The sequence below is a fragment of the Halorubrum aidingense JCM 13560 genome (assembly GCF_000336995.1).
Taxonomy (GTDB): Archaea; Halobacteriota; Halobacteria; order Halobacteriales; family Haloferacaceae; genus Halorubrum; species Halorubrum aidingense.
On record NZ_AOJI01000013.1, the window covers coordinates 81,779 to 102,120 of the forward strand.

Here is a 20,342-nt window from a genome sequence, read left to right on the forward strand (position 1 = left end):
CGGCGACGGTGACCGCCGTCGAATCCCAAAGCCCCTATGGGATGGCCGCGAACGACCGGTATGACCGAGATCCATCCCGACCAGCGCGTCGCGGTGCTGGCGGACTCACAGAATCTGTATCACTCCGCGCAAAGCGTCTACTCGCAGAACATCGACTACTCGGGGCTGTTGGAGGAGGCCGTCAACGACCGGGCACTCGTCCGCGCCATCGCCTACGTCATCCGCGCGGACTCCCCGGAGGAGGAGAGCTTCTTCGAGGCGCTCCGCGACATCGGATTCGAGACGAAGATCAAGGACATCAAGACGTTCGCGGACGGGTCGAAGAAGGCCGACTGGGACCTCGGGATGAGCCTCGACGCCGTCTCGCTCGCGAGCCACGTCGACACCGTCGTGCTCTGTACCGGCGACGGCGACTTCGCGCGCCTCTGCTCGCACCTCCGTCACGAGGGCGTCCGCGTCGAGGCCATGGGCTTTTCGAACTCCGCCGCCGACGAACTGATCGAGGCCGCAGACGAGTTCGTCGATCTCGCGGAACGGGAAGAGACGTTCCTGCTCTAGGCTTCGGTCCGCACTCGGCTCCCGGTTCCCGCGTCTCCGAGCAGTCCCGCGATCGACCGAATTACCGCGTCCGCCGCCGCCTCCACCTCTCGGACGCGAACGTATTCCCGCTCGGCGTGTGCCACCGCGCCCGCGTCGTCGGCGAGGTCGCCGGGACCGAACACGACCGTCGGCGCCGGTGCGAAGTACGACGCCTCCGTCGCCGCGCCGAAGGGTCGCGACGCGCCCCCGCGGTCCGCCGGAAGCCCGACCGAGTCGCCGGCTTCCCGGGCCGCGCTCGCGACCGTCTCCACGAGTTCGTGATTCGGGTCCGTGGAGAACGCCTCGAAGAACGGCGACTCCCGATCGGTGAGCGCCACCTCGACGCCGACCTCGTCGGGAACCGCCTCCCGGACGGCGTCCGCGAGCGACGATCGGAACCCCGCCGCGGTCTCCGGCGGCACGCTCCGTCGGTCGACGGTGATCGAACAGTCCGCAGGCACCTGATTCGTCGCCGCGCCGCCCTCGATGACCGTCGGCGTGAGCTTCGGGGGGCCGAGCTGCGGGTGGTCGGCCGCGCCGTCGTCGAACCGCCGGATCGCGGCCAGCGCGCCCTCGGCGGCCGCGACCGCGTTCGCCCCGGCGAACTCCGCGGCGTGTGCGGCCACTCCCGACAGCTCGACGGCTCCCTGAAACCGCCCTTTCGCCGCCGTGCAAGCGTCGAGACCGGTCGGCTCGCCGACCAGGTACAGGTCGCCGTCGAGCCGGTCCACCGTCCCGGGCGAGAGTCCGGTCAGCGCCGCCGCCCCGAGCGACAGCGCTTCCTCGTCCGGGGTGAGCGCGAGGGTCAGTCGCCCGCGCTCGGGCGACGCCGCCAGGAACCCCGCCAGGAGCGCGGCGAGCGGCCCCTTCGCGTCACAGGAGCCGCGGCCCCGGATGACTGCCTCGGTCTCGCCGGCGCCGAGCGCCGTCTCGTCCTCACGGGCCGGTCCCCGATCGAACGGGACGTGCGGCGTCACCGTATCGAGGTGCGTGTTCGCCACGAGGTGCGGTCCGGCGTTCGGTTCGGGCGAGACCTTCTCGGCGACCACGCAGCCGCCGTCGACGACCTCGCTTTCGACCCCGAACCGATCGAGCGTCTCGACGACGAACGCGCGCATCTCCTCGACGGACTCGTGAGAGGGGATCTGTACCGCGGCTTCGAGAAAAGAGACCGGGTCGAACGACTCGTCCGAGGCGGAGCCGGTCCGTTCGCGTCCGTTTCCGCTCATCGCGGGTCGGCCGGCAGGGTGCCGGTGAACTCGTGGGCGACCGGGCCGGTGAGAGTCGCGTGACCCGCGTCCGGTACCGTGATCTCCAGTTCGCCGCCCGGCGGCCGGCTGACGGCGGACTCGCCCTCGATGAGCCCCAGTCGACGGGCCGCGGCGACGACCGCGACCGCACCGGTGCCGCAGGACCGCGTCTCCCCTTCGACGCCGCGCTCGAAGGTACGCTGGTCGATCACGGCGGGGTCGCTCCCGCTCCCGTCGTCGACGACGCTGGCGAGGTTCACGTTCGCGCCGTCGGGGAAGACGTCGGCGTGACGAACCGGGGGCGCCACGGCGTCGAGGTCTATCTCGTCGATCCGGTCCGGATCGTCGACGTCGTCTCGGCCGCCGTCCACGAACGACACCGCGTGCGGGACGCCGGTGTTGAGCGCGGTGACCCGGAGCCCTTCGACCGGTTCGTCGATCAGGGGGTCGTCGCGGGCGACCGGGACCCGTCGGGGGTCGAACGTCGGCGCTCCCATCTCGATGGTCGCTGCGGTCGCGTCGGCGTTCACGGAGGCGTGGCGAGTCCCCGCCTGCGTGTCGATCATGAACTCGTGATCGCCGGTCCGGTCGTGCGCCCAGCGGGCGACGACGCGGGCGCCGTTCCCGCACATCGTCGCCGTCGAACCGTCGGGCTGGACGAGCGTCATCACGACGCGAGTCGGGTCGAACCGCGTTTCGACGCTGAGAAAGAGGACGCCGTCGGCGCCGCGGCGGTTCGGGCCGTCGTCGTGCCCGTCGCCGTGTCCGTCGAACGCCGCCCCGTCGACGCCGGTCTCGCGGTCGCAGTGGGCGCGGGCGAACGCCGCGCGGTCGCGCACGCTCTGTTTGTCCGCGTCGACGACGAGGAAGTCGTTGCCCGTGCCGTGGTACTTCTCGAACGGGACGGCGTGCATGCTCATCTGTCGGCCTCGCGCTCGACCGTCGTGAGGTCCGCCAGGCGTTCGCGCCGTCGGACGAGCTCTGCCGCGCCGTCGTCGATCGCGACCTCGGCGGGTCGCGGTCGTGAGTTGTATTGGGTCGCCATTTCGTATCCGTACGCGCCCGTGACCCCGATCGCGAGGAGATCTCCGCGCGCCGGGTCGGCGAGCGCTCGGTCGTTACAGAAGGTATCGCCGGTCTCACAGATAGGTCCAGCGACCGTGACAGGGGTTGCCTCCCGGGCGTCAGGATTCGCCGTGCCCGCCGCCCCGCCGAGATTCCGAATCGGGTGGTAGGCGTCGTACATCGCGGGGCGCAACAGATCGGTCATCCCGGCGTCGACGCCGACGACGCGCTCGCCTGGCGTCGGCTTCACCGTGTTCACCCGCGTCAGGAGGACGCCCGCGTCGGCGACGACGTACCGGCCGGGCTCGATCGCGAGGTCGACCCCGTCCGGGAGGGGCGCGACGGCTTCGCGGGTCGCGTCGGCGACCGCGGGCAAGTCGAGCGGCGGCTCGTCCTCCTCGTAGGGGACGCCGAACCCGCCGCCGATGTCGACGTACTCGATGTCGATCGCGGAGGTCTCGTTCCCTGCAGGCTCGGCCAGCGTCCGCGCCAGATCGCCGAGCCGGGCGACCAGTTCGCGGTGGCTGTCCAACTGCTCGGAGTCGATTCCGGATCCCGCGTGCGCGTGGATACCGACGACTTCGAACCGCTCGGCGGCGTCGCGGGTCGCCGCCGCGGCGCGGTCGTACGGAATTCCGAACTTCGCCGCCCCGCCGGTCCGAACCTTCTCGTGGTGGCCCGCGCCGACCCCGGGGTTCACCCGGACGCAGACTCGGCCGTCGTAGCCGCGCTCGGCCAGCCGATCGAGGGTGTCGACCGCGCCGACCGTGATCGTCACCTCGGGTTCCGCCTCGGCGACGCCGACGACGTAGTCGAGGTCGCGGGCGGGCGGGTTGACCGCGGTGTAGTGGAGTCGGTCGCCGCCGAAGCCGGCGGCGAGCGCCCGGTCGACCTCGCCGGCGGAGGCGCACTCGGCGTCGAGGCCGGCGTCGCGGACCGCCTCCAGCACGGCGCGACCGGTGTGCGCTTTCACCGCGTACCGGACGTCGGCGTTCGGGAACGCGTCGCGCAGGCGCTCGCAGTTCTCACGGACACGATCGAGGTCCTGGACGTACAGGGGCGTCTCGTGGTCGGTGGCGAGCTCGTGGAGCGAACCGGCGTCCCAGTCGCTCACGCGGCGGACCGACGGGTTTGCCGGGGACTCCGAATCCGCGTCGTGGTCGCTCATTCGCGGAGCGCGTCCTCGCGTCGGGTCGCCTCCAGCGTCTCCTCCTCGACGTGGGTCGCGACGACCGCGGGCTTGTACGCGCCGCCCTCGAACAGGTCGTGGTCGCCGACGGACGACTCCACCATCCGGGTGAACGCCCGGCGCTCCGCGGGCAGGTGGCCGTAGATGACTTCCTCTTCGACGAGGTCGTAGACGGGGATTCGCGGCGTCAACAGGGTGTTCTCGCCGACGATGCTGTTCTCGCCGACGCGAAATCCTGAGGTGACCCGGCAGCCCGCGCCGAGCGAGACGCCGTCCTCGATCACGACCGGCGCGTCCTCGACGGGTTCGAGGACGCCCCCGATCAGCGTGTTCGCGCCGAGCTTCACGTTCTCGCCGAGTTGGGCACAGGAGCCGACCGTGTCACACGAGTCGACGAGCGTGCCGTCGCCGACGTACGCGCCCATGTTGACGAACGAGGGGCTCATCATGATACAGTCGCTGCCGAGGTACGCGCCGCGGCGGATCGCGGTGCCGTCGGGGGTGTTCCGCGTGCCGCGCTCGCCGAGGTCGGCGGTGTCGCGCAACGGGAGCACGTCGTGGTAGGTAACCCCGCCGTACTCGCGGGGCTCGGTCTCGCGCAGACCGAAGTTCAGCAGGATCCCTCGCTTCACCCACTCGTTGGCCTCCCACGTGGTCACGTCGTCGCCGGTCTTCTCGGCGGCGCGGACCTCGCCGGCCTCCAGCGCGGCGAGGAACGCGTCGACGACGGCGGCGTCGTCGTCGGTGGCCTCGTCGGCGGTCAGCCCGTTCTGATAGCGGTCCCACAGGTCGGATACGTCGGCTTCGAGCGTCATTGAATGGGTTGTGGATGAGTGTCGGTATTTACCCGTCGATGTCGGTATGTGCGCAGGTCATCTCGGTCAGTCTCCGCCCGCGTCGAGCACGTCGCCGAACGCGTACCAGCCGGGGTCCCGGCCCGCGAGCCAGTCGGCGGCGTCGAGCGCGCCCTCCGCGAACACCCCGCGGTCGCCCGCGCGGTGCGTGAGTTCGAGCGTCTCGCGGTTGCCCGCGACGAGCACCTCGTGTTCACCGGTCACGTCGCCCGCTCGTCGGGCGTGGACGCCGATCTCGCCGGGGTCGCGGGGCGCGTCGCCCTCGCGGCCGTGAACGCGCTCGTCGAGGTCCTCGCGGACCGACTCCACGTCGTCCAAGATGGACTTCGCGGTGCCCGACGGGGCGTCTCGCTTCGCGTTGTGGTGCGTCTCGGTCAGCTCGACGTCGTAGCCGGGGAGCGCGGCGACGGCCTCGCGGACCGCCCGTCGGAGCGCGGCGACGCCGCGTGCGAAATTCGACGCCTTGAGCACCGGAACCGATTCGCTCGCGGCTCGGAGACGGGTCAGTTGGTCGGCGTCGAAGCCGGTCGTTCCGGTGACCATCGGCACGCCGGCGGCGGCGCAGGCCTCGGCGTACGCGACCGCCGACTCGGGACCCGTGAAATCGACGAGCACGTCGGGCGAGTCCGCCGCGAGTAGCTCACCGAGCCGATCCGCCGGGTCGACTTCGACGCCCGCCACGGGGTCGACCTCGGTGCGATTGACCGCGACCGCGACCGCGACGGCGTCGCGATCGGCGGCCGCCGAGATCACCTCGCGACCCATCCGGCCGCCGGCGCCGGTGACGGCGATCGATACCGGTTCGTCGCTCATTCGCCGTCCCCCGTCGTCGCGGGCTCGACGGCCTCCGGATCGACGGCTTCCGACTCGATAGCTCCGGGTCCATCGTTCTCGTACTCGGCCAACAGAGCGCGGAGGGACTCGCGGCGTCCCTCGAAGAGCCGGGAGAGCGGCGAGCGGACCGCGGGTCCGCCGCGTCCGCGGATGTGCATCGCCTCCTTCACCGGGATCGGGTTCGTCTCGGCGAACAGCTCGCGGACGAGCGGCGAGAGCTCGTGGTGGAGCGTCCGCGCACGGTCGTAGTCGCCCGAGAGCGCGGCGCCGACCATCGCGCAGGAGCGCTCCGGCTCGACGTTGGCGACGACGCTTATCGTCCCGGTGCCGCCGATCGACAGCACGGGGAGCGTGAGCCCGTCATCGCCGGAGAGCACCGAGAACTCCGCCTCGCTGGTGCGCTCGATCACCTCGCTGATGAGGTTGAGATCGCCGGAGGCGGCCTTGTACCCCTGGATGTTCGGATGGTCCGCGAGTTCGACGGTGACGTCGACGGGGATCGACTGGCCGGTCCGGCTCGGGACGTTGTAGACGATCTGCGGCAGGTCGACCGCGTCGGCGATGGTTCGGTAGTGCTCCAAGAACCCCTGTGGCTCCGGCTTGTTGTAGTACGGCGAGATGAGGAGCAGGCCGTCGGCGCCCGCGTCGGCCGCGCGCTCCGAGAGCGAGAGCGCCTCGGCGGTGTTGTTCGAGCCGGTCCCGGCGATGACCGGAACGTCTTCGACGGCGTCGCGGACCGTCTCGATCACGTCGACGTGCTCGTCGTGGCTCATCGTCGCGGACTCGCCGGTCGAGCCGACGGGGACCACGCCGTCGACGCCGGCGCGTTCGAGGTACCGGGCGTTGTCGGCGAGCTGCTCGTGGTCGACTTCGTCGTCCGCGGTGAACGGCGTCGTCATCGCGGGATACACGCCCTCGAAGGGCTCGTCGGTTCGGTTGCGGTCGATAGCGTCCTGTGTGCCGTAGGGTGTCGTGGTGGTCGTGTCTGTCATGGGTACTGCGGTGAATCCGGGTCGGTCAGCGGACCGATGCGCGCGGGTCGGGGGTCGTCCGGGACGGGGTCGCCACTCCCGCCGGTGGACGGATCACGCGCGTTTTTTCGAGAAGAGCCGCGTCGCTGGTGGCGTCGGCGAGCCGCGTGCGGACGCGGGTCGGTTCACACCGGTACTGCGCCCTTCTGTCGCTTATAGATTGTGCCTCGGGTCGAAACTGCCACCGAACGGGCCCGGCCGGTCGTTCCCCGCCGCCGCGACGTCGGTTCCCCGAGCACACACCCTTTTAGGCCGCCGTCACCTCCGTTCCGATCTCATGACCGATCCCGCTCGCTCTGACGCCGACAGTGACGTTGACGCCGGCACCGACGCTGACGCCGACTCCGACGTTGACGCCGACTCCGACGTTGACGCCGACTCCGACGTTGACGCCGGCACCGACGCTGACGCCGACTCCGACGTTGAAACGGACACCGACGCTGACGCCGACTCCGACGTTGAAACGGACACCGACCCCGGTGCTCCCATCGTCGACATCGACGCCGACACCGACGCCGGCCGACACGAGTACGACCCCGACGCGACGCACGCCTTCCCCGACGAGCGGCTCAACGAAGTGCTCGACCGGCTGCTCTCGGACCCGGAGGTCACGGCGTACTTGGAGGCGCAAAACGTCAACCCGGTCGACCGAAAGGGGTACAACGATCACGGCGCGAAGCACGTCGAGATCGTTCGGGACCGCGCGCTCCGGCTGTACGACCTGCTGAAAGCCGGCAGCGTCGAGTTCAACGGCGCCCGCCAGCAGGGCCTCGACGAGGCCGACGAGCCGGTGATCATCGCGCTCGCGGCGACGCTCCACGACATCGGCCACGTCGTCCACCGCCACGACCACCCGTACTACTCGATCCCGCTCGCCGCGGACCTGCTCGACCGGCTTCTCCCCTCCTTCTACGGGGTCCCCGAGCAGGTGCGCGTCAAAGCGGAGGTGCTCCACGCTATCCTCTGTCACCACACCGAAGAGCAGCCGCTCACCTTAGAGGCCGGCGTCGTCCGGATCGCCGACGGGCTCGACATGGAGCGCGGGCGATCGCGGGTCCCCTACGAGGAGGGCGGTCGCGGGATCAACACCGTCTCCTCGCAGTCCATCGAGCGCGTCTCGCTGCGCGAGGGCGAGGGGACGCCGGTCCAGGTCGTGATCCAGATGAACAACGCCGCCGGCGTCTACCAGGTCGACTCGCTGCTCAAAGCGAAGATCGAGGGGTCGCTTTTGGAAGACCGGATCCGGACGATCGCGATCAACACGCACCGCGACGACGACGGCAACGGGCGGCTCGTCGACCGGATCGAGCTGTAACGCGGGACTCGTCGACGGCGATATCAGTCCCGTCGGCGAGGGCGAGCGGAGGTCCCCGAAGGCGAGAGCTGCCGACCCGTGGCTCTCGGCCCGTGTCGCAACGGCTTTCCGGGTGCTGCGGCTACCGCGGGTATGACTGACGACGACGTGCTCGCGGACTTGCGGACCGGCGCCGACTACCAGTTCGGCGCCGGGGCGGGCGACGCGCTGTTTCCCGAGAGCGACGAACTGACCGTCCGCCAGTCGAGCGGCGGCCGACCGCGGCAGGTGATCCGCGGCGACGTCAACGACACGCCGGGTAGCTCCGAGGGCGACCGGCTCGTCTCGTACGGCACCGACGGGCGATTCACCCTCGGCGTCGCCGGCGGGCGAGCGATCCAGCGGGCGTTCGCCGCGCCTCGCCACCGGATGGTCGTCGGCGAGGAGAGCGAGCCGTTCGTCCGCGAGGGCCGCAACGCGTTCGCGAAGTTCGTCACGGCGGCCGACGACGGCATCCGTCCCGGTGACGAGGTGCTGGTCGTCGACGACGAGGACACCCTCTTTGCGGTCGGTCGCGCGGAGCTTTCCGGCGCCGAGGCCGAGGCGTTCGACTCCGGACCGGCCGTTAAAGTGCGCAACGGCGTCGGCGACACGGCCGCCGAGGACGGCGAGTAGCGTCCGACGAATCCGGATTCTCGGGGCGCAACGATCGGCCGCAAGAGAGACAGTCGCTTATAAATACGCCGCCAGCCCGATCGCCTCGATCAGCGGGACGCCGGCCGCGACGGAGCCGATCAGGTAGCCGCCGATCGCGCCGCCGTTCAACAGCGGGAGTCCGGCGTGCGGGCGGCCCTTGATCACCCAGCTCATCAACACGACCAGCCCCGCGAGGCTCCCGACCATCGCGAGTAGCGCCGGGAGGTTGATCCCGATGAGGGGGACGGCGAGGCTCGCCGCCGGCGAGAACGTCGCCGCGCTCGCGACCAACACCGCCGGGATAACGGCGTCGCCGAGGCCGATGAAGAACGCGTCACGGTCCTCGATATCGGTCGGGTCGGCGATGTCGTCACCGTCGGCGTCGTCGCTGCCGGGCTCGTCATCGCTGCTGGGCCCGCCGTCGTCGACCTCGTCGCTACCGGTCTCGCCGTCGTCGGCCTCGTCGTCGCCGTCGCCCGCCTCCTCGGCGTCCAAAAGCGAGTACGACAGCGACAGCGGGATGACGAGCACGACGGGGATATTCAGGTCCATCACGCCCTCCGCGAGCGACAGCATGTGCTCGGTGCCGTACACCGAGATGGCGTCGTAGACGGCGAGAAACGCCAACAGGATCAGCGCTGGCAACAGTCCGAACGAGATGCCGAACAGCCCAGCCGCGCCGGCGCCCATCAGTACTCCCGCGGTGTCGATCACGTACCACTCGGGATAAACGAGCAGCCCCACGCCGACGGCAATCGCGGGTATCGCGGCCGCCGCCGGCGACACCACCGCCGAAAAGACGTACCAAGAGAGCCACGCGGAGACGCCGACGATCAGGAGCCGGATCCCCTGATCGAGGTCGTAGCGGAACGCCGCGAGCATCAGCCCCGTCATCACGAGGATCGCGAGGATGTACAGGATGCTGTTCGTCGGGTTGTCAGGGTTCTCGACGGCTTGGTACCCGCTCTCGGTGAACTCGGGAACCAGCGCCAACGAGCCGAGTTGAACGACGAGGAACAGCCCGACGACGAAGGCGACGCCGCGGTACTCGCGGGGGAACATTCGACCGTCGATTCGCGATCCGGGGGTTTCGTCCTTGCGCTTTGCCGGCGCCCGGTGCGCCCGCCGACCACGCTCCGGAGTAGCCGACGGCTCTCGGGACGTGAGAAACAGACCCGGGTACGGTGTGGGAGCGGGTGGACCCGAGTCCGAGAGCCGACGGACGACGGACGGTGGAAGCGAGTGTCCGGCCGGCCCGCCCGAAACGGGATGGGGTCGGCCGACTTCGTCCGCGGCGTTTCTCACCAGTCCGGATCGGGATAAATATGTGCCGGCCGAATTATCGAACGCGATACTGCACAGGGGTGTCCGTGACGACCGCTGACGATCGAACGGACTGCGACGTGCGGGTGAGACGAGATACGTGACGCGGGAAGGAGGAACGGGACGCGGCGAAAGGCGAAGCGAGGTGACGGGAGGCGGGCGGGCGGCGGCCGAACAGCGGACCCCCAGGCTGTCTGCGGCGTCGCCGCCCGAGTGGTCGGGACGGGCGCGTGGATTAGTCGCCGAACTCCAACGAGAAAAGCGTCGGACCTCGGCGTTCAGACGTAGTCGCTTCTCAGGTATAAATGGGGCGGTCCCGGATCATCGCCGAGCGGACAAACGAACTCCTCGTACGAGACGGGCGCCGCTCACCGGCGATCGCGCAACGCGGGGAACTCCTCTCGCACCGACGCGACGCGATCGGGATCGATCTCGGCGACCACCGTGTCCGGCTCCTCGCCGGTGGACGCGAGCGTCGTCCCCCACGGATCGTACACGGTCGTCCGTCCACAGAGCGCGTCGCCGTCGAAATCGCCGCTCCCGTTGGTCGCCGCGACGTACGTCAGGTTCTCGATCGCTCGCGCCCGGCCGAGGGTCCGCCAGTGCTCCACGCGCGGGTACGGCCACGCGCTCGGCACCAGCACGCATTCGACGCCCGCGTCGACCATCTCGCGGAACTGCTCCGGGAACCGCAGGTCGTAACAGGTCGTCACGCCCACTCGCACGCCCTCAACGTCGGCGACCGGAACCGCCTCGCCGGGCACCATCCGGTCGGTCTCCTCCGAGCCGTACCCGAACAGGTGGCGTTTCCGGTAGACGAGTCGGCGGTCGCCGTCGCGGTCGAAGAGGACCGCCGTGTTCGCGAGCCCCGAGGTCGCCGGCACGTCGACGCCGTCGGCCGCGGACGCCGACAGGTCCTCGACGACGGTCCCCGCGAGCACGTTGACGTCGGCGTCCGCCGCGACCGATGCGAACCGGCCCAGCCGCTCGCCGTCGACGCTCTCGGCGGCGCGGGCGTACGCGTCGAACGCGAAGTACCCGACGTCGAACAGCTCCGGGAGCACCACCAGATCCGCCCCGGCGGCGGCCGCCTCGCGGACCCGCGCCACTGCGGCGTCGACGTTCGCCTCGACGGCACCGCCCTCGACGCCGAGTTGGACGCAGGCGATTCTCATGCCGTCGGCCCCAGCGACGCCCGGAGCGCGTCCTCCAAGTTGTCGAGCTCCGCCTCGAAGTTGCGTTGGAAAAAGGACTCGACGCCCGGGAGTCGGCCGTCGACGACGAACTCGTTGGCCAGTCGACACCCGTCGTCGGTCTCCGTGATCGTGTGCTCGCCGGTGACACGGAACGCGCGCGATTTCCCGATGAACTTCACTCGGCGCGGCGGGTCGCGCTCGACCTCTTCGGTCTCGACGGCGATCGTCGACCGGATCATCGGAATCGGCAACGCGACGTGCCACGTCGCGCTCCCCTCTCCGTGGACTTCGAAGGTGTCGACCACGCTTATCGCCCCTGCGCGCTTCTCGGCGTCCGAAATGAACGCCCACACCTCGTCGGCGGGAGCGTCGAACTCGAACGTCCGGGAGACTCGGACGGTCATACGATACCGTTGGGCCGACGGGGATTAAAAATACGCGAGTTGGACGGGCCGACGGGGAGTAAAATACGCGAGTCGAATCGCCTCACGGTTCGAGCGGAGCGACCGGCCCGCTCGCCGACGCGGCCGCAAGCGGGGCTGACCGTCGGGCGCGTGTTCGCTGTGTCCCCGACCTCGGTTCAGCCCTGCGGCGTCACGCGCCACGTCGTCGACCGAGCGCGTCCCCACTTTTCGATGTCGACGTCGTCCGACTTCTCGGCGAGACGGGGGAGTCGCGAGCCCACCTGCTTTGCGGTGAGACCGATCGCATCGGCGATCGTTTTCGAGCGGACGTAGCGCTCACCGCGGGTGACGCTGTCCGTGAGGTACGCGAGGATGCGCTGCTCTTCCTCGGTGTACTCGCTCATACCGTGAGGGTAGGTGTCAGACGTTCTTAACCGTTTCTCGTCGAGTCCCGTCAGTCGAACACTTGGGCGGCGACCACCGCGCAAAGCGCGAAGACGAACGCGGCCGCGAATCCCCACGCGCGGCCGATCTGCGACGGGTAGCCGAACAGCACCGCGGCGCCCACAAGCGCGACGGCCCCCAACGCGAGCGCCACGCCGACTTCCTTGTCAGACTCGATGGATCCTTCGCTCATACGCGACGCTTTACCGGGGGCTACTTAGTTCATGCGAAGGGGGCGACCCGAGAACGGTCGCGCAGTGAAACCGGCGGTGCAGCCGAGCGGATTCAGATAATCTCGACGTGGTCCGACGCCTCGTTGAGCGCGAGGTTCGCGGCGATCTCGGCGTTTCGCATCGCGTACTCCGCGGTGTGCTGGAGGCTGACGAGGACCTCGCGGGTCATCAACAGCGTTTCGTTGTCGAGATCGTCCGGGAGTTCGTTGAGGATCTCTTGTTCGCGGTCCTCCAGGCGGGAGAACAGATCCCGGCACTCGACGGTGAGATCGTAGTCGCGCTCGACGACCGCACGAACCGCGAGCACGGTCAATTCGTCCACCTGATCGGTGAACTCGCGGATCTGTCGCATCGTCGCGCTGTCGACGTCGAGCGTGTGCCCGTCCGCCTCCATCACGATGTCGGCGATGTCCTCCGCGTTGTCGGCGGTGAGTTCGAGGTTCTTCGCGACGGAGCGGTAGCCGATGAGCGGGAATCCCTCCTCTAACCCCACCGCGCGCGCGAGGTTCGGATTCTGGTACGCGGTGAAGATCAGCCGCAGCAGAAGCACGAAGATCTTGTTCGCCTGCCGCTCGCGGTTGAGCGCTCGCTGAGCGAGATCGGGGTTGCCGTGCGCGAGCGCCTTCACGGCCTCGCCGCGCATCGTCGAGCCCGTGTTCTCCAGCCGTTCGAGCAGGTTGTCGAGGGTGAAGTCCTCCGGATCGACGGAACACCGGATCGCGATGTCTTCCGGCGTCTCCTCGATGACTCCGAGCCCCATCAACTGCGTCTCCGCTTTGTACACGGCGTTGATGTGCTCGCTGTCGAGCGTCCCCTCGCTCCGGACGTGGATCACGCGCCGACCGAGCACGTACTGCGCGACGATGGCCCGCTCCAACGACCTGGCGTCGAGCCCGTCCGCGTTGATAACCGCCTCCGACTCCTCCGTGCTCACCGACTCCGGAAGCACCGTCAGCGTTCCCTTCCCGCCCATCCGCAGCGAGACCTCGTCGCCTTTATTGACGCCGTGCTCTTTCGCCCACTCCGCGGGAAGGGTCATCGCCAGCGTCGACGGACCCAACCGCTGGACTTTCCGCGTTTCCATGCGTATCGGTACCGCGGGATCGACCTTAACCTTGTTCCTATGGTCATTATACGTTTTGCGCGATATACAAGGTATTATGTCTCGGTTCGGCGGTGTCGACCGGGCCTTCCGTTGCGGCGCCGTCCGATCCGCGTCTGTCGTGATCGCACCGTCTCCTCGCCGTGATCGTGTCGTGATCGTGCCACGTCCTCGCGCGATCCGCGCGCTTATGCCATTCAACGGATAACTTCGCTGCATGACTGAGCGGGTACTCGTCGTCGACGACTCCGCGTTTCAGCGGACCGTCGTCCGCGACGCTCTCGAGGGGCCGTTCGAGGTCGTCGGCGAGGCCGAGCACGGCGAGGAGGCGGTCGAACTGTTCGAGGCGTACGAGCCGGACGCGGTGTCGATGGACGTCGTCATGCCGGAGATGACCGGAATCGAGGCGACGGCCGCGATCAAAGACCGCTGGCCGGAAGCAGTGATCGTGATGTGCACCAGCGTCGACCAGCAAGAGAAGATGATGGAGGCCGTGAAGGCGGGCGCCGACGGTTACGTGACGAAGCCGGTCGACCCCGACGAGCTCGTTCCGGAGCTCCAGAGTCACTTCGACTGACCGATCAGACCGGATCGAACGAGCGGAGGATCGTCGCGAGCGCGCTCGCGAGCTCTTCGAACCGGTCGATGTCCATCGAATCGGTAGTCACCCACACGCCGTGTTCGCCGTCGATCACCCGAGTGAGGTAGCCGTTCTCGAACACGCGTACGGTAAATCGGTAGTCGCCCAGTTGGGTGTCGGCGTACAGCGATTGGGCGTGGAAGCCGTTGCGTTCGCTTTCCGCGAACCCGACGAGATCGGCCGTCCGGCTCAGATCGCTGCGAAGGTACAACTGGTCGACGTCGTCCGCGGTGAAGTACGTGAGACTGCGGAGCTCGTCGCCCGTCGCCGTCCGCGCTGCGCTGAGCAGTTCGTCGGCGTACGCATCGATAGAGTGTGACATGGTATCACGATCGATCGTCGGATACATGAGCGTATGGGTGGCCGCAGAACCGACCGCGAGGCCACTGCGTGACAGACGTCGTGATCTGTTCCGCCTCCTCGCCGAACCGGAGGGACAGAGTTTAGCGACTCCCGCGTTATCGACCGCGTAATGAGCGACTACGACGACGTCTGCGTCCTGCTGCCCACGATGGACGAGGTCGAGACGGTCGCGCGCGTCGTCGAGGCGTTCCGCGATGCCGGGATCAACGAAGTGCTCGTGATCGACGGGGGATCGACGGACGGCACGCAGAGTGCCGCCCGCGAGGCGGGCGCGCGAGTCGTCGAACAGTCCGGGCGCGGGAAGGGACAGGCCGTTCGCGAGGCGGTCCGCGACCACATCGAGGCGCCGTACGTCGTGATGGCCGACGCCGACGCGACGTACGACGTGACGGATGTCGACGCCATGCTCGACCCGCTCCTCGCGGGCGACGCCGACCACGTCATCGGCAACCGGTTCGCGGACATGCGGCCGGGCGCGATGACGCGACTGAACCGGATCGGCAACCGGGTCATCAACCTCTCGTTCCGAACGATCCACGGCAAAAACTTTCGCGACATCCTCTCGGGGTACCGCGCGTTCACTCGCGACTCGTTCCTCCGACTCCACCTCACCGCCGACGGGTTCGGCATCGAGACCGAGATGGCGGTCGAGTGCGTCAAAAACCAACTGTCCGTGGCGGTCGTCCCGATCACGTACCGCGAGCGCCCCGGCGGCTCGGCGACGAACCTGCATCCGATCCGCGACGGCGGCGTGATATTCCTCGAACTGTACCGAAAAGCGAAGACCAACAACCCGCTGTTCTACTTCGGAAGTCTCGGAGCCATCTCGACGACCGCGGGCGGGATCATGACCGCGTACGTTCTCTACCGGTGGTTCGCCTTCGGGATCAGCCACGAGGTGATCGCGATCGGTGCCGTCGGCGCGACGATCCTCGGGATCCAACTGCTTATCTTCGGCGTGCTCGCCGATATGATCCACTCGCTGCACCACGAGCAGGTGGCGCGGTACGAGCGGCTCGCGGCCGATCGGACGGGCGACTCGGCGTCGGGCCAGCGGGCGGACCGGCCGGCAGACCGGGCGCCGGAGCAGTCGACAGATGAACGAACGGACCGCTCGACGCAGGGGTCGATCGCTAGCGGTGAGGGGACAGAACCGCCCTTACACGGCGACAACTGACCGACCGGCGCGTCTCCGGCCCGGCCACCCCCAATAATTTATGTCGACGGGCGGAGATGAACCGGCATGGATGAAAAGCGGTTCGTCATCGCCCTCTTCGGTCTCGCTGTCGCGGCCGTCACGCTTTTTATCGCGTATCGGTTCGTCGCCCCGCTCACGGTCGCCGTCTTTCTGTACTACTCGACGCGGCGTCTGTTCTACGAGCTCGAACGGTTCAAGCTCCCCGCGCGGGTTCGAGCCGTTATCTCGTTACTGGTGATCGCGGTCCCGCTGATCGCGCTGTTGAGCTACACGGTGCTCCTGTTGCTGATCGAGGCGCGGCGGTTCATCGAACAGTATCCAGTCGCCGAAACGATCGGCGCCGAGAACTCGTGGGTTGGCGACCTCGCGGAGCTTTCGAATCCGACCTTCGACGGAGTCCTCGAAGCGTATCGGTCGGGACAGCTCGATCCGCTCATCGAGTTGGTCTCCGAACAGGCTGGCCTGCTGGCGAGCACGCTGTCGGGGCTCGTCCTCAACCTGCTTATCACGATCATCGTCACCTACTACCTGCTGCTCGACGGCTCGAATTTCCACGACTGGCTGCTCATGTTCGACGACGACGCGGTCGTCCGCGAGTACCTCGAAGCGGTTGACGCGGAGCTCGAAGCGGTGTTGTACGGGAACCTGCTCAACGTCATCGCGATATCGATAATCGCCGTCGTGACCTACACCGGGTACAACGTGGTCGCGCCGGCCGCCGTCGAGGTTCCGTACCCGGCGCTCGCGGGCGCGCTCACGGGGATCGCCAGCCTCATCCCCGTGATCGGGATGAAGATCGTGTACCTCCCCCTGGCGGCCGCGACCGCGATACCACCGATCCTCAGCGATGAGCTCGCACTGCTCGCGTACGTCGCCGGCTTCCTCGTCGTCGCCGCGATCGTCGTCGACACGATTCCCGACATCGTGCTCCGGCCGTACTTCAGCGGGAAGACCACACACGTCGGACTGCTCATGCTCGCGTACATCTTCGGCCCGGTCGTGTTCGGCTTCCACGGGCTGTTCCTCGCGCCGATCGTGCTCGTGTTGGCGCTCACGTTCGCCGACACGGCGCTGATCCGGCTTCTCGGGGGCAACTCTGAGGACACCGGTCCGGCGGTCCCGCGCGGGCAGCGGCAACTCGACGAGTTCTGAGCGCGCCCGCGGGAGAGTGCTGGCTCGGCGCCGACAGAAGAGCTAAATCTCTCGTAGACGACCGGGGTGACGTATGCGTGTACACGTCATTGGCCTCGGTGGCGCCGGGGGCCGAATCGCCGACCGGCTCGCAGTCGACCACGACGGCGACCGGTTCCTCCAGGGTGTCAACGCGTTCGACACGGACGCGGCCGCCCTCGAGGCGCTCGGCTCGCTCGACGAGTCGCAGCGGTATCGATTCGGCGACGCGGCCGGCGGCGACGGACTCGACGGCGACCTCCACGCCGGCCGTCGGCTGGGCGACGCACACGCGAGCGAGCTGGGCCGCGCGATGGACGATCAGCAGCCGTCGCTGGCGGAGGCGTTCCTGCTCGTCGTCGGCCTCGGTGGCGGCGCGGGCGCCGGGGTCGCACCCGCGCTCGTCGACGAGATCGGACGGCTCTACGACGCCCCGGTGTACGCGCTCGGGCTGCTTCCGACGCCCGCTGAGTCGGCGCCCAGCCGGGCCGATCCCGCCGCCACCGGTGCGGCCGCCGGCGCGACCGAGCAACCCCCCGAGCGCCCGCTCGCGGAGAAGAACGCGGCGCGGACGATCGACGCGCTCTCCGACCGGTGTGCGGCGGTGTTCCCGTTCGACAACGCCGACTGGCTCGGGAGCGGGCAGCGGCTCGCGGACGCCCGCGATCGGATAAACGAGGTCGTCGTCGAACGTATCGCGGCGCTGTTCGGCGCCGGCGAGGCCGAGGACGCGGCGTCGACCCCACAGCAGGTGCTCGACGCGAGCGACGTCGCCCGCGCGGTGGGCGACGACGGTGAGATCGCCGCGGTCGGCTACGCCACGCAGGCGGTCGAGGCGCCGGCGTCGAAATCGCGGTTCGGGCTCGGGCTGTTCGGCTCCGACGAGCCCGCGGAGGTCGACACCAGTGCGGCGGTGTCGGCCATCGAGACCACCATCCGGAAAGCGGCCCGCGGGAAATCGACGGTCGAGGTCCCGGAGGGACGGGCCGATCGAACCCTGCTCGTGGTCGGCGGGCCGCCCGCGTGGCTCAACCGCGAGGCCATCGCCGACGGTCGCCGGTGGCTCGCCGAGGAGACCGGGTCGGGCGCGATTCTGAGCGGGGACGCGCCGGTTCCGGACGGCGACGCGGTGTTCACAGTGGTGGTGCGATCGGGGATCGACGAGCCGGCGCGGATCCGCGAGATACGCGACTCGATCGCGTGACCGATGCGACTTGCGTGACGGATGCGGTTCGCGAAGCGGCGCGACCGGCCTCGACCCGAACTGATTAACCCGGTGTGGCGCCCAGTGTGTCCGTGACCACCCACGCCGACCTCGGGATCGACCTCGACGTGCGCGACACGGACGCGGTCGCCGACCGGCGCGACGAACTCGTCGCTGCGGTCCGCGATCACGCCGGAACGATCGCCTATCAGCTCGCTCGCCTTCAGGGCGGCGACTACGGACGGACGGAGCTGTCGACGTCCGGCGGGACGTGGACCGTCAAACACGAGGCGGGCGAACTGGAGTTCCTGCTGTTCTCCCCGAAATCCGGGTCGGACGTGTACGTCATCTCGACGAAACAGCCGCCGGACCCAGAAGACCTCGCGGGCGCGCTCGGCGACTACGCGAACTTCGTCGCGGCGTGGAACGAGTACGTCGAATCGCTGTCGGGCGTCCTCGACGGCGTGAGCGCCGAGTTCCCGGAACCGGCGTCGACCGACGGGGTCGTCGCCGAGCGCGACCGCGTGCTGGACGCGATCCGCGAGGCATGCACCGTCATGGCCGGCGAGATCCACCGCTACGAGGGCGACGACTACGGGACGTACACGGCCCGTGTCGACGGCGACCGCTGGGAGCTGAAGTGGGACGAGGGAACCGTCTCGTACCTCCGAGTCGGCGGATCCGGGGGACTCTACCTCCTCTCGCAGTACGAGGCGCCCTCGGCGGCCGACGTCCGGGAGTACGCCGAGCCGTTCCGCGGCCTCGTGGACGCGTACAACGAGTTCGTCGAGGGGCTCGAAAGCGACCTCGCGGCGGTCGAGCTGTAGCCGCGAACGAGGCTTTATCCCACGATCGTGGATCTATTGTCGTTCGATGTGAGAATATTTATGCACCAACGTAGGGTACGCGGCCGTGTATGTCGATCACCCTTCCGGGACCGACGCTCGGCGTCGTCGGCGGCGGACAGCTGGGTCGGATGCTCGGTGAGGCCGCGGCGCCGCTCGGCGTCGAACTCGTCGTGTTGGACCCGACGCCGGACTGCCCCGCGACGCCCGTCGTCAGCGACCAGATCGTCGCCGACTTCGACGACCCCGAGGGCGTCCGCGAGCTCGCGAGCCGCGTCGACGCGCTCACCTTCGAGATCGAGCTGGCAGATCCCGACCTGCTGGCCGACGTGAGCGCCGAGTACGATCTGCCCGTCCACCCGGATCCCGACACCCTCCGGACGATCCAAGACAAACTCGTGCAGAACGAGGCGCTGGCGGACGCGGGGATCGCCGTTCCCGACTTCGTTCCGGTCGCGACCGCCGACGGGCTCGAACGCGTCGCCGAGGAGTTCGGCGGCGTAATGTTGAAGGCCCGCGAGGGTGGCTACGACGGGCGGGGGAACGCGCCGGTGGAGGGGCCCGAAGACGCCGCGGACGCGCTCGACGCGGTCGGCGGTGACGCCATGGCCGAGCGGTTCGTCGACTTCGAGCGGGAGATCGCCGTGATGGGCGTGCGCGGCGCCGACGGCGAGACGCGAACGTACCCCGTCACCGAGACGCTCCACCGCGAAGAGATCCTCCGGGAGAGCGTCGCGCCGGCCCGGACGGGGGACTCGGTCGTCGCGGAGGCAGAGGCGGTCGCCCGCGACGTGCTCGACACTCTCGACGGCCGCGGCGTCTACGGGATCGAACTGTTCGAGACGCGCGACGGCGAGGTGCTCGTCAACGAGATCGCGCCGCGCCCGCACAACTCCGGCCACTGGACGATCGAAGGCGCGCGGACCTCCCAGTTCGAGAACCACGTCCGAGCCGTCCTTGGGTGGCCCCTCGGCCCCACCGACCTCGTCGCACCCGCGGTCACGGCGAACGTGCTCGGGGACGTCGACGAGACACAGCCCGCGACGCTCCGCGGTGTCGACCAGGTGCTGGCCGCACCCGACGCCGACCTCCACTGGTACGGCAAAGACAACGTGCGCCCGCTCCGGAAGATGGGGCACCTGACCGTGACGGCTGGCGACGGCGCGGGAGGCGACGGCGACAACGTCGACCGCGACGCCCTGCTCTCACAGGCGCGAACGCTTCGAGATGGACTGACGTTCCGCGATTCGTAATTGCGGAGCGTTGTCCTCGGGTTGAACGATGGCGGGAGTGAGTATTGCAGCCCCCGACGGCGACGTTGTTTATAAATAACCGAGAGCGGCTGCGACGACCGTTTATAACTAGGTCGTGCGGTGGCGCGCTCCGGTGAGCGCCCAACGGGCGCGAATCCGAGCGCGAGGGAGTCGG

At 68.9% G+C, this 20,342-nt stretch carries 22 protein-coding genes; 9 read left to right on the forward strand and 13 right to left on the reverse strand.

Translation table 11 applies throughout. The annotated features are described in order from the left end of the window. Positions 1-60 precede the first annotated feature (60 nt). Positions 61-558 (forward strand): LabA-like NYN domain-containing protein, encoded by a 498-nt coding sequence (locus tag C461_RS02410; RefSeq protein WP_007998334.1) that lies wholly within the window; start codon positions 61-63, stop codon positions 556-558. Here C461_RS02410 and C461_RS02415 read toward each other — a convergent pair. The 6 genes from C461_RS02415 to dapA all read right to left on the reverse strand — a co-directional run bounded on the left by C461_RS02415 (position 555) and on the right by dapA (position 6,763). Beyond that, positions 555-1,808, reverse strand: coding sequence for a M20/M25/M40 family metallo-hydrolase (locus C461_RS02415; RefSeq protein WP_007998335.1), 1,254 nt, complete (start codon positions 1,806-1,808; stop codon positions 555-557). The genes C461_RS02410 and C461_RS02415 overlap by 4 nt on opposite strands. Then, positions 1,805-2,749, reverse strand: coding sequence for a diaminopimelate epimerase (dapF, locus tag C461_RS02420; protein WP_007998336.1), 945 nt, complete (start codon positions 2,747-2,749; stop codon positions 1,805-1,807). The genes C461_RS02415 and dapF overlap by 4 nt, the downstream gene beginning before the upstream one ends. After that, positions 2,746-4,062, reverse strand: a complete 1,317-nt coding sequence (gene lysA / locus C461_RS02425; RefSeq protein ID WP_007998337.1) for a diaminopimelate decarboxylase — start codon at positions 4,060-4,062, stop codon at positions 2,746-2,748. The genes dapF and lysA overlap by 4 nt, the downstream gene beginning before the upstream one ends. Continuing rightward, positions 4,059-4,898 (reverse strand): 2,3,4,5-tetrahydropyridine-2,6-dicarboxylate N-succinyltransferase, encoded by an 840-nt coding sequence (locus tag C461_RS02430; protein ID WP_007998338.1) that lies wholly within the window; start codon positions 4,896-4,898, stop codon positions 4,059-4,061. The genes lysA and C461_RS02430 overlap by 4 nt, the downstream gene beginning before the upstream one ends. A gap of 66 nt (positions 4,899-4,964) precedes the next feature. Beyond that, the gene (gene dapB, locus C461_RS02435; protein WP_007998339.1) at positions 4,965-5,750 is read right to left on the reverse strand and encodes a 4-hydroxy-tetrahydrodipicolinate reductase; all 786 of its coding nucleotides are present in this window, start codon (positions 5,748-5,750) and stop codon (positions 4,965-4,967) included. Then, a complete protein-coding gene (gene dapA, locus C461_RS02440; RefSeq protein WP_007998340.1) occupies positions 5,747-6,763 on the reverse strand; it encodes a 4-hydroxy-tetrahydrodipicolinate synthase in 1,017 nt (338 codons plus the stop codon). Before dapA ends, dapB begins: the two co-directional genes overlap by 4 nt. A gap of 316 nt (positions 6,764-7,079) precedes the next feature. Between dapA and C461_RS02445 the strand changes: the two genes are divergently transcribed. Both C461_RS02445 and C461_RS02450 read left to right on the forward strand, forming a co-directional pair. Continuing rightward, complete coding sequence (locus tag C461_RS02445; RefSeq protein ID WP_007998342.1) at positions 7,080-8,117, forward strand: HD domain-containing protein; 1,038 nt, start codon at positions 7,080-7,082, stop codon at positions 8,115-8,117. 132 nt (positions 8,118-8,249) lie between these two features. Beyond that, complete coding sequence (locus C461_RS02450) at positions 8,250-8,771, forward strand: PUA domain-containing protein (RefSeq protein WP_007998343.1); 522 nt, start codon at positions 8,250-8,252, stop codon at positions 8,769-8,771. 57 nt (positions 8,772-8,828) lie between these two features. Here C461_RS02450 and C461_RS02455 read toward each other — a convergent pair whose 3' ends face one another. From C461_RS02455 to C461_RS02480, 6 genes are all read right to left on the reverse strand, one after another. Beyond that, positions 8,829-9,854, reverse strand: coding sequence for a presenilin family intramembrane aspartyl protease PSH (locus C461_RS02455; protein ID WP_007998345.1), 1,026 nt, complete (start codon positions 9,852-9,854; stop codon positions 8,829-8,831). A gap of 629 nt (positions 9,855-10,483) precedes the next feature. Continuing rightward, a complete protein-coding gene (locus tag C461_RS02460) occupies positions 10,484-11,290 on the reverse strand; it encodes a nitrilase-related carbon-nitrogen hydrolase (RefSeq protein ID WP_007998347.1) in 807 nt (268 codons plus the stop codon). Continuing rightward, positions 11,287-11,715, reverse strand: a complete 429-nt coding sequence (locus C461_RS02465; protein ID WP_007998350.1) for a CoxG family protein — start codon at positions 11,713-11,715, stop codon at positions 11,287-11,289. The genes C461_RS02460 and C461_RS02465 overlap by 4 nt, the downstream gene beginning before the upstream one ends. Before the next feature lie 176 nt (positions 11,716-11,891). Next, positions 11,892-12,119: a DUF7123 family protein gene (locus C461_RS02470; protein WP_007998354.1), complete on the reverse strand. Its 228-nt coding sequence runs from the start codon at positions 12,117-12,119 to the stop codon at positions 11,892-11,894. A 50-nt stretch (positions 12,120-12,169) separates the two neighbouring features. After that, positions 12,170-12,352 carry a DUF7525 family protein gene (locus C461_RS02475; protein ID WP_007998355.1) on the reverse strand — a complete coding sequence of 61 codons (183 nt, stop codon included), beginning with the start codon at positions 12,350-12,352 and terminating at the stop codon, positions 12,170-12,172. A 92-nt stretch (positions 12,353-12,444) separates the two neighbouring features. After that, on the reverse strand, positions 12,445-13,476 hold the full coding sequence (locus C461_RS02480; RefSeq protein ID WP_007998357.1) for a phosphate signaling complex PhoU family protein: 1,032 nt from the start codon (positions 13,474-13,476) through the stop codon (positions 12,445-12,447). Positions 13,477-13,711: 235 nt separating this feature from the next. On the opposite strand from C461_RS02480, the gene C461_RS02485 reads away from it, so the two are divergent. Further along, positions 13,712-14,071, forward strand: coding sequence for a response regulator (locus C461_RS02485; RefSeq protein WP_007998359.1), 360 nt, complete (start codon positions 13,712-13,714; stop codon positions 14,069-14,071). 4 nt (positions 14,072-14,075) lie between these two features. Here C461_RS02485 and C461_RS02490 read toward each other — a convergent pair whose 3' ends face one another. Continuing rightward, the gene (locus C461_RS02490) at positions 14,076-14,456 is read right to left on the reverse strand and encodes a DUF7522 family protein (protein WP_049906223.1); all 381 of its coding nucleotides are present in this window, start codon (positions 14,454-14,456) and stop codon (positions 14,076-14,078) included. Positions 14,457-14,606: 150 nt separating this feature from the next. Here C461_RS02490 and aglJ point away from each other — a divergent pair, with 150 nt between their 5' ends. The 5 genes from aglJ to purK all read left to right on the forward strand — a co-directional run bounded on the left by aglJ (position 14,607) and on the right by purK (position 20,167). Next, positions 14,607-15,674 (forward strand): S-layer glycoprotein N-glycosyltransferase AglJ, encoded by a 1,068-nt coding sequence (gene aglJ, locus C461_RS02495; RefSeq protein ID WP_007998362.1) that lies wholly within the window; start codon positions 14,607-14,609, stop codon positions 15,672-15,674. 66 nt (positions 15,675-15,740) lie between these two features. Next, positions 15,741-16,847, forward strand: a complete 1,107-nt coding sequence (locus tag C461_RS02500) for an AI-2E family transporter (RefSeq protein ID WP_007998364.1) — start codon at positions 15,741-15,743, stop codon at positions 16,845-16,847. 73 nt (positions 16,848-16,920) lie between these two features. Continuing rightward, on the forward strand, positions 16,921-18,069 hold the full coding sequence (locus C461_RS02505; protein ID WP_007998366.1) for a cell division protein FtsZ: 1,149 nt from the start codon (positions 16,921-16,923) through the stop codon (positions 18,067-18,069). Positions 18,070-18,161: 92 nt separating this feature from the next. After that, complete coding sequence (locus C461_RS02510) at positions 18,162-18,896, forward strand: hypothetical protein (protein WP_049906225.1); 735 nt, start codon at positions 18,162-18,164, stop codon at positions 18,894-18,896. An 89-nt stretch (positions 18,897-18,985) separates the two neighbouring features. Next, positions 18,986-20,167 carry a 5-(carboxyamino)imidazole ribonucleotide synthase gene (gene purK, locus C461_RS02515; protein WP_007998368.1) on the forward strand — a complete coding sequence of 394 codons (1,182 nt, stop codon included), beginning with the start codon at positions 18,986-18,988 and terminating at the stop codon, positions 20,165-20,167. The last annotated feature ends 175 nt before the right edge of the window (positions 20,168-20,342 follow it).

What these genes read in the sequence shown, in the direction of transcription:
- C461_RS02410 (WP_007998334.1), top strand. Translation starts at nt 61, where the DNA reads ATGACCGAGATCCATCCCGACCAGCGCGTCGCGGTGCTGGCGGACTCA.
- C461_RS02415 (WP_007998335.1), bottom strand. Translation starts at nt 1,808, where the DNA reads ATGAGCGGAAACGGACGCGAACGGACCGGCTCCGCCTCGGACGAGTCG.
- dapF (WP_007998336.1), bottom strand. Translation starts at nt 2,749, where the DNA reads ATGAGCATGCACGCCGTCCCGTTCGAGAAGTACCACGGCACGGGCAAC.
- lysA (WP_007998337.1), bottom strand. Translation starts at nt 4,062, where the DNA reads ATGAGCGACCACGACGCGGATTCGGAGTCCCCGGCAAACCCGTCGGTC.
- C461_RS02430 (WP_007998338.1), bottom strand. Translation starts at nt 4,898, where the DNA reads ATGACGCTCGAAGCCGACGTATCCGACCTGTGGGACCGCTATCAGAAC.
- dapB (WP_007998339.1), bottom strand. Translation starts at nt 5,750, where the DNA reads ATGAGCGACGAACCGGTATCGATCGCCGTCACCGGCGCCGGCGGCCGG.
- dapA (WP_007998340.1), bottom strand. Translation starts at nt 6,763, where the DNA reads ATGACAGACACGACCACCACGACACCCTACGGCACACAGGACGCTATC.
- C461_RS02445 (WP_007998342.1), top strand. Translation starts at nt 7,080, where the DNA reads ATGACCGATCCCGCTCGCTCTGACGCCGACAGTGACGTTGACGCCGGC.
- C461_RS02450 (WP_007998343.1), top strand. Translation starts at nt 8,250, where the DNA reads ATGACTGACGACGACGTGCTCGCGGACTTGCGGACCGGCGCCGACTAC.
- C461_RS02455 (WP_007998345.1), bottom strand. Translation starts at nt 9,854, where the DNA reads ATGTTCCCCCGCGAGTACCGCGGCGTCGCCTTCGTCGTCGGGCTGTTC.
- C461_RS02460 (WP_007998347.1), bottom strand. Translation starts at nt 11,290, where the DNA reads ATGAGAATCGCCTGCGTCCAACTCGGCGTCGAGGGCGGTGCCGTCGAG.
- C461_RS02465 (WP_007998350.1), bottom strand. Translation starts at nt 11,715, where the DNA reads ATGACCGTCCGAGTCTCCCGGACGTTCGAGTTCGACGCTCCCGCCGAC.
- C461_RS02470 (WP_007998354.1), bottom strand. Translation starts at nt 12,119, where the DNA reads ATGAGCGAGTACACCGAGGAAGAGCAGCGCATCCTCGCGTACCTCACG.
- C461_RS02475 (WP_007998355.1), bottom strand. Translation starts at nt 12,352, where the DNA reads ATGAGCGAAGGATCCATCGAGTCTGACAAGGAAGTCGGCGTGGCGCTC.
- C461_RS02480 (WP_007998357.1), bottom strand. Translation starts at nt 13,476, where the DNA reads ATGGAAACGCGGAAAGTCCAGCGGTTGGGTCCGTCGACGCTGGCGATG.
- C461_RS02485 (WP_007998359.1), top strand. Translation starts at nt 13,712, where the DNA reads ATGACTGAGCGGGTACTCGTCGTCGACGACTCCGCGTTTCAGCGGACC.
- C461_RS02490 (WP_049906223.1), bottom strand. Translation starts at nt 14,456, where the DNA reads ATGTCACACTCTATCGATGCGTACGCCGACGAACTGCTCAGCGCAGCG.
- aglJ (WP_007998362.1), top strand. Translation starts at nt 14,607, where the DNA reads ATGAGCGACTACGACGACGTCTGCGTCCTGCTGCCCACGATGGACGAG.
- C461_RS02500 (WP_007998364.1), top strand. Translation starts at nt 15,741, where the DNA reads ATGGATGAAAAGCGGTTCGTCATCGCCCTCTTCGGTCTCGCTGTCGCG.
- C461_RS02505 (WP_007998366.1), top strand. Translation starts at nt 16,921, where the DNA reads ATGCGTGTACACGTCATTGGCCTCGGTGGCGCCGGGGGCCGAATCGCC.
- purK (WP_007998368.1), top strand. Translation starts at nt 18,986, where the DNA reads ATGTCGATCACCCTTCCGGGACCGACGCTCGGCGTCGTCGGCGGCGGA.